The organism is Actinacidiphila sp. bgisy160, from assembly GCF_965342435.1.
GTDB lineage: Bacteria > Actinomycetota > Actinomycetes > Streptomycetales > Streptomycetaceae > Actinacidiphila.
On the sequence record NZ_CBDRCM010000062.1, the window covers coordinates 1 to 16,133 of the forward strand.

Below are 16,133 nucleotides of genomic sequence, written 5' to 3' on the forward strand. Positions count from 1 at the left end.
AGGTGCGGGCGCTCGTCGCCGAGCGTGGTGTCCTTGCCGTGACCGGGGTAGACCCAGGTCTCGTCCGGGAGCCGGTCGAAGAGCTTGGCCTTGACCCCCTCGAAGAGGCTCGAGAAGTGGTCCGGGTTGTTGTGCGTGTTGCCCACGCCGCCGGGGAACAGGCAGTCCCCGGTGAAGACGTGCGGGTGCCCGTGGGGGTCGTCGTAGATCAGGACGATGCTGCCCGGCGTGTGACCGACCAGGTGCCGGGCGGTCAGTTCGACCTGGCCGACCCGGATCCGGTCACCGTCCCCGACCGGCACGTCGGTGGGGACGGGGATCCCCTCGGCGTCGTGGCGGCCCGCGTAGGTGCGCGCGCCGGTCGCGTCGAGCACGGCCTGCAGCGCCTGCCAGTGGTCGGCGTGCCGGTGCGTGGTGACCACGGACGCGAGACCGTCGTTGCCGACGACCTTCAGGAGTGTGTGCGCGTCGTTCGCCGCGTCGATGAGCAGTTGCTCGTCGGTGGCGCGGCAGCGCAGCACGTACGCGTTGTTGTCCATGGGGCCGACCGCGACCTTGGTGATGATGAGGTCCTTGAGTTCGTGCACGTCGGGCGCGCCCCCGACCGTGACCTCGCCGCTGTACGTCATGGCGTCAGCCTAGTGGCGGCAGCACCGGCAGGGGCACGTCGGGCCGGGCGGTCAGTCCCTCGCCCTCGGAGCGGCCGCTGACCCAGGCGAGCAGGGCGTGGCGGGGCCCGGCGACGGTGAGTTCGGGCTCGTTGGCGGCACCGATCACCCACTTCTCGCCGCTGTCGGTGTCGTGGATGCGCACGGCGGCGACGCCCTCGTGGCCCGCCAGGTCGTCGATGATGGCGCCGAGTTCCCGGGTCGCGAAGTCCTCGGGGAGGTGCGCGCAGGTGTACTCCAGGCCGAGGTCGACGTGGTGGAAGTAGATCTCCATGAGCCGGAGGTACGGGATCTCCGCGGCGGCGATCACCCGGCCGGAGCGCATGACGACCTGCGCGGCCCAGTTCTGGGCCGGGAGCTCCTCGATGGCCAGCGCCAGCCGGTCCGCCGAGACGCGAAGGTCGTCCAGGTGCTCGGCGAGCGTGCGGCCGGCGCCTTCCTCGATGTCCTTGTTCCGGCTGTCGGTGCTCTCGTACTGCGGGGTCTCCTCACCGGTGCGCGCCCAGGTCATCAGGTTCACCAGGGAGTCGGCGTTGCGCGCCAGGTGGGCCAGCACGTGGCCGCGGGTCCAGCCGGGCAGCCGTGACGGCTCGGCGACGCACGCGGGGGGCATGGCGGCCACCGTGTCGATCAGTCGTTCGGTGGCCTCTCGGAGCTCGGCCGCATCGTGGTCGGGGTCGGGTCGTTGGACAGACACGGGGCCTCCTGGTCGGACCGGTCGACGTCGCCACGCAGACGCTAGCGCGGGACACTCATTCGGGTGAAGCTGCCGCACCGATGCCGGAAATCGAATGTGCGTGCTATAGGCTCGCTGTCATCGCAACCGGAAGAAAACTCGTCGGCGCCCCGTTTACGCTGTCTGGGGGTGCTGTCCCCTTGTCTGCCTTTTGAAAGGTGCGCACTGGCGTGGCCGATCGTCTCACCGTCCGTGGCGCTCGCGAGCACAATCTGAAGAACGTCTCGCTCGACCTGCCACGGGACTCGCTCATCGTGTTCACCGGCCTCTCGGGGTCGGGCAAGTCCTCCTTGGCGTTCGACACGATCTTCGCCGAGGGCCAGCGCCGTTACGTGGAGTCGCTCTCCTCCTACGCACGGCAGTTCCTCGGCCAGATGGACAAGCCGGACGTCGACTTCATCGAGGGCCTGTCGCCCGCGGTCTCGATCGACCAGAAGTCCACCTCGCGCAACCCGCGCTCGACGGTCGGGACGATCACCGAGGTCTACGACTACCTCCGTCTGCTCTTCGCGCGCATCGGCAAGCCGCACTGCCCCGAGTGCGGCCGGCCCATCTCCCGGCAGTCGCCCCAGGCGATCGTGGACCGGGTGCTGGAGCTGGAGGAGGGCACCCGCTTCCAGGTGCTCTCGCCGCTGGTGCGCGAGCGCAAGGGCGAGTTCGTGGACCTCTTCTCAGACCTGCAGACCAAGGGCTACAGCCGGGCCCGGGTGGACGGCGCGACCGTCCAGCTGACCGACCCGCCGAAGCTGAAGAAGCAGGAGAAGCACACCATTGAGGTGGTGATCGACCGCCTCACCGTCAAGGAGAGCGCCAAGCGCCGGCTGACCGACTCGGTCGAGACAGCCCTGGGCCTCTCCGGCGGCATGGTGATCCTGGACTTCGTCGACCTGCCCGAGGACGACCCGCAGCGTGAGCGGATGTTCTCCGAGCACCTCTACTGCCCGTACGACGACCTGTCCTTCGAAGAGCTGGAGCCACGCTCCTTCTCCTTCAACTCGCCCTTCGGCGCCTGCCCGGAGTGCACCGGCATCGGCACCCGCATGGAGGTCGACCCGGAGCTCATCGTCCCCGACGAGGACAAGTCCCTCGACGAGGGCGCCATCGCCCCCTGGTCGCTCGGTCACACCCGGGACTACTTCCAGCGCCTGATCGGCGCGCTCGCCGACGAGCTGGGCTTCCGTACCGACATCCCCTGGGCCGGGCTGCCGCAGCGCGCGAAGAAGGCCCTGCTCAACGGTCACAAGACGCAGATCGCGGTGCGCTACCGCAACCGCTACGGGCGCGAGCGCTCCTACACCACCTCCTTCGAGGGCGCGATCCCCTTCGTCCGGCGCCGGCACGCGGAGTCCGAGAGTGACTCCAGCCGCGAGCGCTTCGAGGGATACATGCGCGAGGTGCCCTGCCCCACCTGTGAGGGCACCCGCCTCAAGCCGATCGTGCTGGCGGTCACCGTCCAGGGGAAGTCCATCGCCGAGGTCGCCGCGATGTCCATCAGCGACTGCGCGGAGTTCCTGCGTGGCATGAAGCTGAGCGCGCGCGAGAGGACCATCGCCGAGCGGGTGCTCAAGGAGGTCAACGAGCGGCTGCGCTTCCTGGTCGACGTCGGCCTGGACTACCTCTCGCTCAACCGGGCGGCCGGCACCCTCTCCGGCGGTGAGGCCCAGCGCATCCGGCTGGCCACGCAGATCGGTTCGGGTCTGGTGGGTGTGCTCTATGTGCTGGACGAGCCGTCGATCGGCCTCCACCAGCGCGACAACCACCGGCTCATCGAGACCCTGGTGCGGCTGCGCGACCTCGGCAACACCCTGATCGTGGTGGAGCACGACGAGGACACCATCAAGACCTCCGACTGGGTCGTGGACATCGGTCCGGGCGCCGGCGAGCACGGCGGCAAGGTGGTGCACAGCGGTTCACTCAAGGAACTGCTGCGGAACAAGGAGTCGCTGACCGGCCAGTATCTGGCGGGCAAGCGCCAGATCCCGATCCCGGAGATGCGCCGCCCGGTCAACGGCGAGCGCCGGCTGACCGTGCACGGCGCCCGGGAGAACAATCTGCGGGACATCGACGTGTCCTTCCCGCTGGGCGTCTTCACGGCGGTCACCGGGGTCTCCGGGTCCGGAAAGTCCACCCTGGTCAACGACATCCTCTACACCCATCTGGCCCGTGAGCTGAACGGCGCCAGGGGCGTCCCGGGTCGGCACACCCGGGTCGCCGGGGACGACCTGGTCGACAAGGTGGTCCACGTCGACCAGTCGCCGATCGGCCGCACCCCGCGGTCCAACCCGGCCACGTACACCGGGGTCTTCGACCACGTCCGCAAGCTCTTCGCGGAGACGATGGAGGCGAAGGTGCGCGGCTACCTGCCGGGCCGCTTCTCCTTCAACGTCAAGGGCGGCCGCTGCGAGAACTGCTCCGGCGACGGCACCATCAAGATCGAGATGAACTTCCTCCCGGACGTCTATGTGCCGTGCGAGGTCTGCCACGGTGCCCGGTACAACCGGGAGACCCTGGAGGTCCACTACAAGGGCAAGTCCATCGCCGAGGTCCTGGACATGCCGATCTCCGAGGCGCTGGAGTTCTTCGAGGCCGTCCCGACGATCTCACGGCACCTGCGCACCCTGACCGAGGTCGGGCTGGGCTACGTGCGGCTGGGCCAGTCCGCCACGACCCTGTCCGGTGGCGAGGCGCAGCGCGTGAAGCTCGCCTCCGAGCTGCAGAAGCGCTCCACCGGCCGCACGGTCTACGTGCTGGACGAGCCGACGACGGGTCTGCACTTCGAGGACATCAGCAAGCTGATCAAGGTGCTCTCCGGACTGGTCGAGAAGGGCAACTCCGTGATCGTCATCGAGCACAACCTCGATGTGATCAAGACGGCGGACTGGGTCATCGACATGGGCCCCGAGGGCGGCAGCGGCGGCGGTCTGGTGATCGCCGAGGGCACCCCCGAGCAGGTCGCGGGGGTGGGCGCGAGCCACACCGGCAAGTTCCTCAGGGACATCCTGGGCGCCGAGCGGGTCTCCGACGCCCCGCCCGTCCCGGCGAAGAAGCGGGCGGCCCCGCGGAAGCGGGCGGCGGCGAAGGCCTGACAGCCGGCTCAGAGTTTCGGCACGTAAGGTGCAGGTTTCAAGCTCTTTCCTTACGTGCCGAAGCGGAGTCCCCCATGGCTGACGTCACCGAACTGCCCCCCTGCCGTCGTACCGTCCTGAAGGGCGCGGCCCTTGCGGGCGTGGCCGGGGTCGGCCTCACCGCCTGCGGTGGCTCCGGCGCCGCGGTCTCCGACGGCCCCGTCGAACTGGGCGCGGCCACCGAGGTCCCGGTCGGCGGCGCCAAGCTCTACCGCGAGGCCAGGATCGTCGTCGCACAGCCCACGCAGGGCAGCTACCAGGCCTTCAGCGCCGTGTGCACCCACCAGGGCTGCACCTGCGACAAGGTGGAGGACACCGCCCTGTCCTGCCCCTGCCACGGCAGCGTGTTCGACGCCGCCACCGGCGCCGTCCGCCAGGGCCCGGCGACCAAGCCGCTGAGCAAGGTCGACGTCCAGGTCAAGGGCGGCAGGCTCGTCGCCGTGACAGGGGGCTGACACGGCGGGAATGTCACCGTCAATCAGTAGGGTGGGGGCATGGCCGATCCCTCCAGCTACCGCCCCAAGCCGGGACAGATTCCGGACTCTCCCGGGGTGTACAAGTTCCGGGACCAGCACGGCCGGGTGATCTACGTCGGGAAGGCGAAGAGCCTGCGCCAGCGGCTCTCCTCGTACTTCCAGGACCTCGCGAACCTGCACCAGCGCACCCGCACGATGGTCACCACCGCCGCCTCCGTGGAATGGACGGTGGTGACCACCGAGGTCGAGGCGCTGCAGCTGGAGTACTCCTGGATCAAGGAGTTCGACCCGCGCTTCAACGTGAAGTACCGGGACGACAAGAGCTACCCCTCGCTCGCCGTCACCCTGAACGAGGAGTTCCCCCGCGTCCAGGTGATGCGCGGCCCCAAGCGCAAGGGCGTGCGCTACTTCGGCCCTTACGCGCACGCCTGGGCGATCCGCGAGACCGTGGACCTGCTGCTGCGGGTCTTCCCCGTACGCACCTGCTCCTCCGGGGTGTTCAAGCGCTCCGCGCAGATCGGCCGCCCCTGCCTGCTGGGCTACATCGGCAAGTGCTCGGCCCCCTGCGTCGGCCGGGTCAGCGCCGGGGAGCACCGCGAACTGGCCGAGGAGTTCTGCGACTTCATGGCCGGCCGTACCGGCACCTACCTGCGCCGCCTGGAGCAGCAGATGAGGGACGCGGCGGCCGCGATGGAGTACGAGAAGGCGGCCCGGCTCCGCGACGACATCGAGGCGCTCAAGCGAGCCATGGAGAAGAACGCGGTCGTCCTCGCCGACGCCACCGACGCCGACCTGATCGCCGTCGCCGAGGACGAGCTGGAGGCCGCCGTCCAGATCTTCCACGTCCGCGGCGGCCGGGTGCGCGGTCAGCGCGGCTGGGTCACCGACCGGGTCGAGGAGGTCGGCACCGCCGAGCTGGTCGAGCACGCCCTGCAGCAGCTGTACGGCGACGAGCGGGGCGAAGGGGTGCCCAAGGAGGTGCTGGTGCCCGCGCTGCCCGAGCCGTACGAGCCGGTGCAGCAGTGGCTCACCGGGCGCCGAGGCTCCCAGGTCAGCCTGCGGATACCGCAGCGCGGTGACAAGAAGGACCTGATGGCCACCGTGCAGCGCAACGCCCAGCAGGCATTGGCGCTGCACAAGACCAGGCGCGCCTCCGACCTCACCACGCGCTCACGCGCACTGGAGGAGATCGCCGAGGCGCTGGACCTGGACTCGGCCCCGCTGCGCATCGAGTGCTTCGACATCTCCCACCTCCAGGGCGACGACGTCGTGGCCTCGATGGTGGTCTTCGAGGACGGGCTGGCCCGCAAGAGCGAGTACCGCCGCTTCCAGATCAAGAGCTTCGCCGGCCAGGACGACGTCCGGTCGATGCACGAGGTGGTCTCCCGGCGCTTCCGCCGCTACCTGCTGGAGAAGCAGAAGACCGGCGAGTGGGTCGACGGGGACGGCGACGGCGGCAAGGGGAACGGCGGCGAGGGGAACGGCGGCGAGGTCGCCGGCGGTCCCATCGACCCGGACACGGGCAGGCCGCGCAAGTTCGCCTACCCGCCGCAACTGGTCGTCGTCGACGGCGGGCAGCCGCAGGTCGCCGCCGCCCGGCGGGCCCTGGACGAGCTCGGCGTGGAGGACGTGGCCGTGTGCGGCCTGGCCAAGCGCCTGGAGGAGGTCTGGCTGCCCGGCGAGGACGACCCGGTGATCCTCCCGCGCACCAGCGAGGGCCTGTACCTGCTGCAGCGGGTCCGTGACGAGGCCCACCGCTTCGCCATCGCCTACCAGCGCAACAAGCGTTCCAAGTCGATGAAGGCCGGTGCCCTGGACTCGGTGCCGGGCCTCGGCGAGAGCCGCCGGCAGGCGCTGCTGAAGCACTTCGGCTCGCTCAAGCGGCTGCGGGTGGCGACGGTCGAGCAGATCTGCGAGGTCCCCGGGGTCGGCCGGCGCACCGCCGAGGCCGTGCTCGCCGCGCTGGCCGGGGCCGCCCCGGCCGGACCGGCGGTGAACACCGCCACAGGAGAGATCATTGAGGAAGAGGGACGGCCGGTCCGGTGACCGTCCCCACGGAACGGGGGCACGACTCATGAACGCGAACGACGGAGACGGAGAACAGGTGACGACCGGAGGAGCGGGCGAGGCGGCCGAGGCCATCCCCGAACTCGTGATCATCTCGGGCATGTCGGGTGCCGGCCGCAGCCACGCGGCCAAGTGCCTGGAGGACCTCGGCTGGTTCGTCGTGGACAACCTGCCGCCGGCCCTCATCCCCACCATGGTCGACCTCGGAGCCCGCTCCCAGGGCAACGTGGCACGGATCGCCGTGGTCGTGGACGTCCGCGGCCGGCGCTTCTTCGACAACCTCCGCGAGTCCCTCGCGGACCTGGACTCCAAGGGCGTCAAGCGCCGGGTGCTCTTCCTCGAGGCCTCGGACGAGACGCTGGTGCGCCGCTTCGAGTCGGTGCGCCGCCCGCACCCGCTGCAGGGCGACGGACGCATCGTCGACGGCATCGCCAAGGAGCGGGAGCTGCTGAGCGAGCTGCGCGGGGACGCCGACCTGGTGATCGACACCTCCAGCCTCAACGTCCACGAGCTGCGGGCCAAGATGGACGCTCAGTTCGCCGGCGAGGAGGAGCCGGAGCTGCGGGCCACCGTCATGTCCTTCGGCTTCAAGTACGGCCTTCCCGTCGACGCCGACCTGGTCGCCGACTGCCGTTTCCTGCCCAACCCGCACTGGGTGCCGGAGCTGCGCCCGTACACCGGTCTCAACGACGAGGTCGCCACCTACGTCTTCAACCAGCCCGGCGCCAAGGAGTTCCTGGACCGCTACGCGGAGTTGCTGCACATCGTCAACGCCGGCTACCGCCGCGAGGGCAAGCGCTATGTGACCATCGCGGTCGGCTGCACCGGTGGCAAGCACCGCAGCGTCGCCATGTCCGAGCGTCTCGCCGCGCGACTGTCCGCCGACGGAGTGGAGACGGTGGTCGTCCACCGGGACATGGGGCGCGAGTGATCAGGACGACTCGGCGCTTGCGCCGGTCGGCAGGGCGCAGTGGGGCCACGCCCAAGGTCGTGGCATTGGGAGGCGGGCATGGACTGTCCGCCTCCCTGTCCGCCTTGCGCCGCATCACCCAGGACCTGACCGCGGTGGTCACGGTCGCCGACGACGGCGGCTCCAGCGGCCGCCTGCGTCAGGAGATGGGGGTGCTGCCGCCCGGAGATCTGCGCAAGGCGCTGGCCGCGCTGTGCGGGGACGACGAGTGGGGCCGCACCTGGTCCCAGGTCGTCCAGCACCGCTTCGTCAGCCAGGGCGAACTGCACGGCCACGCCGTGGGCAACCTGCTGATCGTGGCCCTGTGGGAGCAGCTCGGCGACCCCGTGGCGGCCCTGGAGTGGGTGGGCCGGCTGCTCGGCGCCCACGGCAGGGTGCTGCCCATGTCCGCTGTGCCGCTGGAGCTCACCGCCCTGGTACGAGGCCACGACCCGGCGAAGCCGGACGAGGTCACGACCGTGCACGGCCAGGCCACCGTCGCCCTCACCCCCGGTGAGGTGCAGGAGGTGCAACTGGTGCCGCACGACCCGCCGGCCGTCCCCGAGGCGGTGCAGTCCGTGCTCGACGCGGACTGGGTGGTGCTCGGCCCGGGTTCCTGGTTCTCCTCCGTGATGCCCCACCTGCTGGTGCCCGATCTGGTGGCCGCGCTCATGGAGACCCGGGCCCGCAAGGTGCTCGCGCTCAACCTCGCACCGCAACCGGGTGAGACCGAGGGCTTTTCTCCGCAGCGTCACTTGGAGGTTTTGGCCCGACACGCCCCTAAACTCACCATCGACGTGGTGCTGGCCGACGAGGCCGCCGTACTCGACCGCGACAGCCTCATACAGGCAGCCGAGCGTTTGTCGGGCACGGTGGAGCTGGCCCGGATCGCCGCCCCCGACGGGCCGCGGCACGATCCGGAACTGCTGGCGGCCGCGTTCGACCGGATTTTTCGTATGCATGGAAGGATCGGCCCATGGCGATGACGGCAGCGGTGAAGGACGAGATCTCCCGGCTTCCCGTCACCCGGACCTGCTGCCGCAAGGCGGAGGTCTCGGCGATCCTGAGGTTCGCGGGCGGACTCCACCTGGTCAGCGGGCGCATCGTGATCGAGGCGGAGCTGGACACCGGTATCGCCGCGCGGAGGCTGCGCAAGGACATCCTGGAGATCTTCGGGCACTCCTCCGACCTGGTGGTCATGGCGCCCGGCGGGCTGCGCCGCGGCAGCCGGTACGTGGTGCGGGTGGTCGCCGGCGGTGACCAGCTGGCCCGCCAGACCGGGCTCGTGGACGGCCGCGGCCGCCCCATCCGGGGCCTGCCCCCGCAGGTCGTCTCCGGGGCCACCTGCGACGCCGAGGCCGCCTGGCGCGGGGCGTTCCTGGCCCACGGCTCGCTGACCGAGCCGGGCCGTTCCTCGTCCCTGGAGGTCACCTGCCCCGGCCCCGAGGCGGCCCTTGCCCTGGTCGGTGCCGCCCGCCGGCTGCAGATCGCCGCCAAGGCGCGCGAGGTCCGCAACGTCGACCGGGTGGTCGTCCGTGACGGTGACGCCATCGGCGCGCTGTTGACGCGGCTCGGCGCGCACGAGTCCGTGCTGGCGTGGGAGGAGCGGCGGATGCGGCGCGAGGTGCGCGCCACCGCCAACCGGCTCGCCAACTTCGACGACGCCAACCTGCGCCGCTCGGCCCGCGCCGCGGTCGCCGCGGGCGCGCGCGTGCAGCGGGCGCTGGAGATCCTCGGCGACGACGTGCCCGAGCACCTCGCGGCGGCCGGCCGGCTGCGCATGGACCACAAGCAGGCCTCGCTGGAGGAGCTCGGCTCGCTCGCCGAACCGCCGCTCACCAAGGACGCGGTGGCGGGCCGGATCCGGCGACTGCTGGCGATGGCCGACAAGCGCGCCTCGGACCTCGGCATCCCGGGCACCGAGTCCAACCTGACCGAGGAGATGGTGGGCTGAGCCCGTCGCGGCCTGCCCGCCCCGTCCGGTTACCGGTCCGTACGGCGGGCACCCGTGGCGCCGATGTCACCGGCGGGTGCCCGGGGAGGTAGGGTCGTCCTTGGTCGGGGACATCCCAATACGTCGCAGCCGGAGCGAAATGGCCTCCGGCACACCAGCGAGGAGATCGGTTCGTGACGATCCGCGTAGGCATCAACGGCTTTGGTCGCATCGGTCGCAACTTCTTCCGTGCCGCCCTGGACCAGGGTGCGGACATCGAGATCGTGGCTGTCAACGACCTGGGTGACACGGCGACCACCGCCCACCTGCTCAAGTACGACACGATCCTGGGCCGCCTCAAGGCCGAGGTCTCGCACACCGCCGACTCCATCACCGTCGACGGCCACACCATCAAGGTGCTGTCCGAGCGCAACCCCGCCGACATCCCGTGGGGCGAGCTCGGGGTCGACATCGTGATCGAGTCCACCGGCATCTTCACCAAGGCCGCCGACGCCAAGAAGCACCTCGACGGCGGCGCCAAGAAGGTCATCATCTCGGCGCCGGCCTCGGACGAGGACATCACCATCGTGATGGGCGTCAACAACGAGAAGTACGACCCCGCGAAGCACAACATCATCTCCAACGCGTCCTGCACCACCAACTGCGTGGCGCCGATGGCCAAGGTCCTCGACGAGAACTTCGGCATCGTCAAGGGTCTGATGACCACCGTGCACGCGTACACCAACGACCAGCGCATCCTGGACTTCCCGCACAAGGACCTGCGCCGCGCTCGTGCCGCCGCGGAGAACATCATCCCGACCTCGACGGGTGCCGCGAAGGCGACCGCCCTGGTGCTGCCGCAGCTGAAGGGCAAGCTGGACGGCATCGCCATGCGCGTCCCGGTCCCGACCGGCTCCGTGACCGACCTGGTCATCGAGCTCGAGCGCGAGGTCACCAAGGACGAGGTCAACGCCGCCTTCCAGAAGGCCTCCGAGGGCCAGCTCAAGGGCATCCTGGAGTACACCGAGGACCCGATCGTCTCCTCGGACATCGTCAACTGGCCGGCCTCCTGCACCTTCGACTCCTCGCTGACGATGGCGCAGGGCAAGCAGGTCAAGGTCATCGGCTGGTACGACAACGAGTGGGGCTACTCCAACCGTCTCGTCGACCTGACCGTCTTCGTCGGCGGCCAGCTCTGACACCCGCTCGACCACCCGTCATGCGATGAGGACAGGGTCCGAACGACGTGCTGTCGTCCGGGCCCTGTCCCATGACGTGGCGGTGCGAGCGATCCGACCCGTCAGGACCAAGGCAGGGGAGCCTCCACCATGAAGACGATCGACGAACTCGTCGACGAGGGGGTCGGTGGCAAGCGCGTGTTCGTGCGCGCCGACCTCAACGTGCCGCTGTCCGGCACCACCATCACCGACGACGGCCGCATCCGCGCCGTCGTGCCGACCATCGCCAAGCTGGCCGCGGCCGGCGCCAAGGTGATCGTCGCCTCCCACCTGGGTCGCCCCAAGGGTGCGCCCGACCCGCAGTTCTCGCTCGCTCCCGTCGCGGCGCGCCTGGGCGAACTCCTCGGCACGCAGGTTGCCTTCGCAGCCGACACGGTCGGCGAGAGCGCCCGCGCGACGGTGGCCGCCCTCGCCGACGGCTCGGTGGCGCTGCTGGAGAACCTGCGCTTCAACCCGGGCGAGACCAGCAAGGACGACGCCGAGCGCGGTGCCTTCGCCGAGCAGCTGGCCGCGCTGGCCGAGCTGTACGTCGGTGACGGCTTCGGCGCGGTGCACCGCAAGCACGCCTCCGTCTACGACCTTCCAGCCCGGCTGCCGCACGCCGCCGGCCTGCTGATCGCCACCGAGGTCGCGGTGCTGAGGAAGCTCACCGAGGAGGTGTCCCGTCCGTACGCGGTGGTGCTGGGCGGCGCCAAGGTCTCCGACAAGCTGGGGGTCATCGACCACCTGCTGGAGCGCGCCGACCGGATCCTGATCGGTGGCGGCATGGTCTACACCTTCCTCAAGGCCCAAGGCCACGAGGTGGGCAGCAGCCTGCTGCAGGAGGACCAGCTCCCCGCGGTCACCGAGTACCTGGAGCGCGCGAAGGCCAAGGGCGTGGAGTTCGTGCTGCCCGTGGACGTCGTCGCCGCGCCGTCCTTCCCGGACCTGAAGAACCCGGTCGCCGGCAACCCCGTGACCGTGCCCGTCGACGCCTTCCCCGGCGACCTGATGGGCCTGGACATCGGTCCGGAGTCCCGCAAGCTCTTCGCCTCGAAGCTCGCCGACGCGGCCACCGTCTTCTGGAACGGCCCGATGGGCGTCTTCGAGCACCCCGACTACGCCGAGGGCACCCGCGCGGTCGCCCAGGCGCTCATCGACAGTCCAGCGTTCACCGTGGTCGGCGGCGGCGACTCGGCCGCGGCCGTCCGCATCCTGGGCTTCGACGAGACCGCTTTCGGCCACATCTCGACCGGTGGTGGCGCGAGCCTCGAATACCTCGAGGGCAAGACGCTCCCCGGCCTCGCCGCACTGGAGGACTGATCCGATGACCACGCGCACGCCGATCATGGCGGGCAACTGGAAGATGAACCTCAACCACCTCGAGGCCATCGCCCACGTCCAGAAGCTCGCCTTCGCGCTCAACGACAAGGACCTCGACGCCGTCGAGGCCGTCGTGCTGCCGCCCTTCACCGACCTACGGGGTGTGCAGACCCTGATCGAGGCCGACAAGCTGAAGATCAAGTACGGCGCCCAGGACCTGTCGGCGCACGACTCCGGCGCCTACACCGGTGAGATCTCCGGCGCGATGCTGGCCAAGCTGAAGTGCTCGTACGTGGTCATCGGCCACTCGGAGCGCCGCCAGTACCACCATGAGACCGACGAGCAGGTGAACGCCAAGGTCAAGGCGGCGTTCCGGCACGAGCTGACGCCGATCGTCTGCGTCGGCGAGGGTCTGGACGTCCGCAAGTCCGGCGAGCAGGTGGCGTTCACCCTCGCCCAGGTCGACGGCGCGCTGAAGGACATTCCGGCCGAGCAGGCCGGGACCCTGGTCATCGCCTACGAGCCGGTGTGGGCCATCGGCACCGGCGAGGTCGCCACTCCCGAGGACGCCCAGGAGGTCTGCGGGGCGATCCGCGGTCGTCTGGCCGAGCTGTACGGCCAGGAGGTGGCCGACGCGATCCGCATCCAGTACGGCGGCTCGGTCAAGGCCGGCAACATCGCGGCGATCATGGCGCAGCCGGACGTGGACGGCGCCCTGGTCGGCGGCGCGGCGCTGGACTCGGAGGAGTTCGTCAGGATCATCCGCTTCCGCGACCAGTAAGTTTCGCGGCAGTAGGCTGTCGGGCCCTGCCCGAAGTACTCTGTCGGGGGTCGGAGCGCTGCGCGGCAGCGGCCCGGCCCCCGCGTCGTCCTAGGTCACCGAGAGAGTTGGTCCAGCTGTGGTCATCGGGTTCTCCATCGCCCTCATCATCTTCAGCCTGCTGCTGTTGCTGCTCGTGCTGATGCACAAGGGCAAGGGCGGCGGTCTGTCCGACATGTTCGGCGGCGGCATGCAGTCGTCCGTCGGCGGTTCCTCGGTGGCCGAACGCAACCTCGACCGGATCACGGTTGTCATCGGTTTGCTGTGGTTTGCCTGCATCGTCGCTCTCGGCCTTCTGCTGAAGTTCCAGAAGTGACCGAGTCCCCGGCTTCCGGGGAGAACTGACGCCTCGTCGCCGGCGCGGCTTATCATGGGAGCGCGTCATGGGATACGGTGCCCTTTCCCCGCAGGCGCGGGGGTGAACCGGTCTCCGTAAACTGGGCGACCTCGCAGCACCATCACGCAGGGAGTTACGACCGTGGCAAGTGGCAACGCGATCCGTGGCAGTCGGGTCGGGGCGGGGCCGATGGGAGAGGCCGAGCGGGGCGAGTCCGCGCCGCGGCTGCGCATCTCCTTCTGGTGCTCCAACGGGCACGAGACCCGGCCGAGTTTCGCGAGCGACGCGCAGATCCCGGAGACCTGGGACTGCCCGCGCTGCGGCTTCCCGGCCGGACAGGACGAGGAGAACCCCCCGGCGCCACCGCGCACCGAGCCGTACAAGACGCACCTGGCGTACGTGCGGGAACGGCGCAGCGCGGCCGACGGCGAGGCGATCCTCGCCGAGGCGCTCGCCAAGCTGCGCGGCGAGATCTGAGCCGTCCCGGCAGAAGCTCCACGGGCCCGGCCCGCGAGGAAGACCCTTCTTTCGCGGACCGGGCCCGTCGCGTCCCTTCGACTGTGCGTAACCAAAACGTATACTCCGTGTCGTGTCTCTGGTGATCGGCATCGATGCGGGCGGAACCCGGACGCGCGCCTACCTGGCCGAGGCGACGCCCGACGGCGTGGTGCTCGGCGAGGGTGAGGGCGGGCCCGGCAACGCGATGACCGTCGAGCGCGTGGCGCTGACGCAGCACCTCGCGGACGCCATCCGCGGCGCGGTCCCGGAGGACCGCAGGGGCGAGGTCACGGCCGTCGTGGGCGGCTTCGCCGGCGCGGCCCTCGGCACCGGCCCCGAGACGGGGCACGAACTGGCCACCTCCTGTCTGCGGGCGGCGCTCGACGGTCACGGCGTCGGCACTTCCGACGTGACGGTCTGCGGCGACATCGAGGTCGCCTTCGCCTCCGCGCCGGGCACGCCGGCGGACGGTCTGGCCCTGGTCGCCGGGACGGGGGCCGTCGCGTCGCGGATCGAGAAGCGCCGCCAGACCCTCGTCGCGGACGGCAACGGCTGGCTGGTCGGCGACGAGGGCAGCGGCTTCTGGCTGGGCCGCGAGGTCATGCGTGCCGCCCTGCGCGCGCTGGATGGTCGCGGGCCGTGGACGATCCTCGTCGAGGCCGTGCTCTCCCACTACATGGGCTCTCCCGGAGGCCCGTACCTGGCGCAGGAGCGTCCCGGCGGACACGAGTGCCATGTGCTGCGCAACCGTCTGGTGCCGATGGTGTACGCCGAACCCCCCGTCAGGCTGGCGCGGTTGAGCCCGCTCGCGGTCGCCGCCGACCGGGACGGCGACGAGGTCGCCGCGGCCCTGCTGGACGACGCCGCCGACGAACTCGCCGTCACCGTCGCCGCGCTCGATCCGCGCCCGGGCGAACCCCTGGTCGTCACTGGCGGGTTGCTGGGGCCGACGGGGCCGCTGCTCGGCCGGGTCGTGGCCCGCGCGGAGGAGATGGATCTGAACGTCCTGCCGGTGCACGACGGCGGCGCGGGCGCGCTGGCGCTGGCCCGGCTGCGGGTGAACGGGGACTGAGCGGGAACGAAGCGGACGGTTCGGACGGCCCCGACAGGACGTGCGCGCCGGGGGATTGACGTGGACTAGACCTCTCGTCCATCGTTTCGGGGGAGCATCCGCCGGATCACTGGACTCAGGGGGACTCGGCCATGGCCGACGACGTGACGACCACCGCCGCACGCTTCGCCGACGAGGCGAGGACGGTCATCGACCGCGTGGTCGCCGCCAACAAGGACTCCGTGGCCGCCGCCGCCCGGCTGCTCGCCGACTGCGTCGCCGCGGACGGCATCGTCCAGGCCTTCGGGACCGGCCACTCGCAGGCCACGGCGCTGGAGATCGCCGGACGTGCCGGCGGGCTCATCCCCACCAACCGCATCGGGCTGTCCGACCTGGTGCTCCGGGGCGGTGAGGACCTCTCGGTGCTCTCCGACCCGCTGCTGGAGCGTTCGCCGGGGCTCGGCAAGCGGCTGTACGAGCTGGCCGCCCCGCATCCGCGGGACGTCTTCGTCGTGATCTCCAACTCCGGCGTCAACAACTCGATCGTCGACTTCGCACTCCACGTGAAGGATGCCGGGCACCCGCTGATCGCCCTCACCTCGCTGCGGCACACCCGTTCCGTCCCGGCGCTGCACGCGAGCGGCAAGCACCTGGCCGACCTGGCCGACGTCGTCCTGGACAACGGGGCGCCGACCGGTGACGCCCTGCTCCCGCTGCCCGACGGCGGCTCGCTGTGCGGGATCTCCACGATCACCTCGGCGATGCTCGTCCAGATGACCGTTGCCGAGGCCGTCGGCCTGATGACCGCCGAGGGCCACCAGGCGCCGGTGTACGTCTCGGCCAACGTTCCCGGCGGCTTCGAGCGCAACCTCGTCCTGGAGCGCCACTACGGGGAGCGACTGCACCGCGGGGGCTTCTGACCCGGGCGGACGC

General features: G+C 70.5%; 15 protein-coding genes. 13 read left to right on the top strand and 2 right to left on the bottom strand.

Going from position 1 to position 16,133, the window contains the following annotated elements:
* Both ACRWNP_RS31825 and ACRWNP_RS31830 read right to left on the bottom strand, forming a co-directional pair.
* The coding region (locus ACRWNP_RS31825) for an MBL fold metallo-hydrolase (RefSeq protein WP_431967535.1) at window positions 1-629 on the bottom strand (629 nt) is incomplete at its 3' end.
* A 4-nt stretch (window positions 630-633) separates the two neighbouring features.
* A complete protein-coding gene (locus tag ACRWNP_RS31830) occupies window positions 634-1,365 on the bottom strand; it encodes a maleylpyruvate isomerase family mycothiol-dependent enzyme (protein WP_431967537.1) in 732 nt (243 codons plus the stop codon).
* Between the two features lie 209 nt (window positions 1,366-1,574).
* Here ACRWNP_RS31830 and uvrA point away from each other — a divergent pair, with 209 nt between their 5' ends.
* From uvrA to ACRWNP_RS31895, 13 genes are all read left to right on the top strand, one after another.
* Complete coding sequence (gene uvrA / locus ACRWNP_RS31835) at window positions 1,575-4,490, top strand: excinuclease ABC subunit UvrA (RefSeq protein WP_431967539.1); 2,916 nt, start codon at window positions 1,575-1,577, stop codon at window positions 4,488-4,490.
* Window positions 4,491-4,564: 74 nt separating this feature from the next.
* The gene (locus tag ACRWNP_RS31840; protein WP_431967541.1) at window positions 4,565-4,984 is read left to right on the top strand and encodes a Rieske (2Fe-2S) protein; all 420 of its coding nucleotides are present in this window, start codon (window positions 4,565-4,567) and stop codon (window positions 4,982-4,984) included.
* 39 nt (window positions 4,985-5,023) lie between these two features.
* Complete coding sequence (gene uvrC, locus ACRWNP_RS31845) at window positions 5,024-7,051, top strand: excinuclease ABC subunit UvrC (protein WP_431967543.1); 2,028 nt, start codon at window positions 5,024-5,026, stop codon at window positions 7,049-7,051.
* A gap of 28 nt (window positions 7,052-7,079) precedes the next feature.
* Complete coding sequence (gene rapZ, locus ACRWNP_RS31850; protein WP_431967545.1) at window positions 7,080-8,003, top strand: RNase adapter RapZ; 924 nt, start codon at window positions 7,080-7,082, stop codon at window positions 8,001-8,003.
* Complete coding sequence (locus ACRWNP_RS31855; RefSeq protein ID WP_431967547.1) at window positions 8,000-9,007, top strand: gluconeogenesis factor YvcK family protein; 1,008 nt, start codon at window positions 8,000-8,002, stop codon at window positions 9,005-9,007. Before rapZ ends, ACRWNP_RS31855 begins: the two co-directional genes overlap by 4 nt.
* Window positions 8,998-9,975 (top strand): DNA-binding protein WhiA, encoded by a 978-nt coding sequence (gene whiA / locus ACRWNP_RS31860; protein ID WP_319136625.1) that lies wholly within the window; start codon window positions 8,998-9,000, stop codon window positions 9,973-9,975. The genes ACRWNP_RS31855 and whiA overlap by 10 nt, the downstream gene beginning before the upstream one ends.
* Window positions 9,976-10,148: 173 nt before the next feature.
* Complete coding sequence (gene gap, locus ACRWNP_RS31865; protein WP_431967549.1) at window positions 10,149-11,153, top strand: type I glyceraldehyde-3-phosphate dehydrogenase; 1,005 nt, start codon at window positions 10,149-10,151, stop codon at window positions 11,151-11,153.
* Window positions 11,154-11,282: 129 nt separating this feature from the next.
* Complete coding sequence (locus tag ACRWNP_RS31870) at window positions 11,283-12,494, top strand: phosphoglycerate kinase (RefSeq protein ID WP_431967551.1); 1,212 nt, start codon at window positions 11,283-11,285, stop codon at window positions 12,492-12,494.
* Window positions 12,495-12,498: 4 nt separating this feature from the next.
* Window positions 12,499-13,275 (top strand): triose-phosphate isomerase, encoded by a 777-nt coding sequence (gene tpiA, locus ACRWNP_RS31875; RefSeq protein WP_431967553.1) that lies wholly within the window; start codon window positions 12,499-12,501, stop codon window positions 13,273-13,275.
* A gap of 118 nt (window positions 13,276-13,393) precedes the next feature.
* Entirely contained in the window at window positions 13,394-13,630 is a 237-nt protein-coding gene (gene secG, locus ACRWNP_RS31880; protein ID WP_018557252.1) for a preprotein translocase subunit SecG, read from the top strand.
* 162 nt (window positions 13,631-13,792) lie between these two features.
* Window positions 13,793-14,128, top strand: a complete 336-nt coding sequence (locus ACRWNP_RS31885; protein WP_361803309.1) for an RNA polymerase-binding protein RbpA — start codon at window positions 13,793-13,795, stop codon at window positions 14,126-14,128.
* Between the two features lie 112 nt (window positions 14,129-14,240).
* Window positions 14,241-15,221 (top strand): N-acetylglucosamine kinase, encoded by a 981-nt coding sequence (locus ACRWNP_RS31890; protein WP_431967556.1) that lies wholly within the window; start codon window positions 14,241-14,243, stop codon window positions 15,219-15,221.
* Between the two features lie 131 nt (window positions 15,222-15,352).
* Entirely contained in the window at window positions 15,353-16,120 is a 768-nt protein-coding gene (locus tag ACRWNP_RS31895; RefSeq protein WP_431967558.1) for a sugar isomerase domain-containing protein, read from the top strand.
* Window positions 16,121-16,133: the final 13 nt, after the last annotated feature.

Coding starts and splice junctions, on each gene's coding strand:
- ACRWNP_RS31895 (WP_431967558.1), top strand. CDS start 15,353: ATGGCCGACGACGTGACGACCACCGCCGCACGCTTCGCCGACGAGGCG.
- uvrC (WP_431967543.1), top strand. CDS start 5,024: ATGGCCGATCCCTCCAGCTACCGCCCCAAGCCGGGACAGATTCCGGAC.
- whiA (WP_319136625.1), top strand. CDS start 8,998: ATGGCGATGACGGCAGCGGTGAAGGACGAGATCTCCCGGCTTCCCGTC.
- ACRWNP_RS31840 (WP_431967541.1), top strand. CDS start 4,565: ATGGCTGACGTCACCGAACTGCCCCCCTGCCGTCGTACCGTCCTGAAG.
- rapZ (WP_431967545.1), top strand. CDS start 7,080: ATGAACGCGAACGACGGAGACGGAGAACAGGTGACGACCGGAGGAGCG.
- tpiA (WP_431967553.1), top strand. CDS start 12,499: ATGACCACGCGCACGCCGATCATGGCGGGCAACTGGAAGATGAACCTC.
- ACRWNP_RS31870 (WP_431967551.1), top strand. CDS start 11,283: ATGAAGACGATCGACGAACTCGTCGACGAGGGGGTCGGTGGCAAGCGC.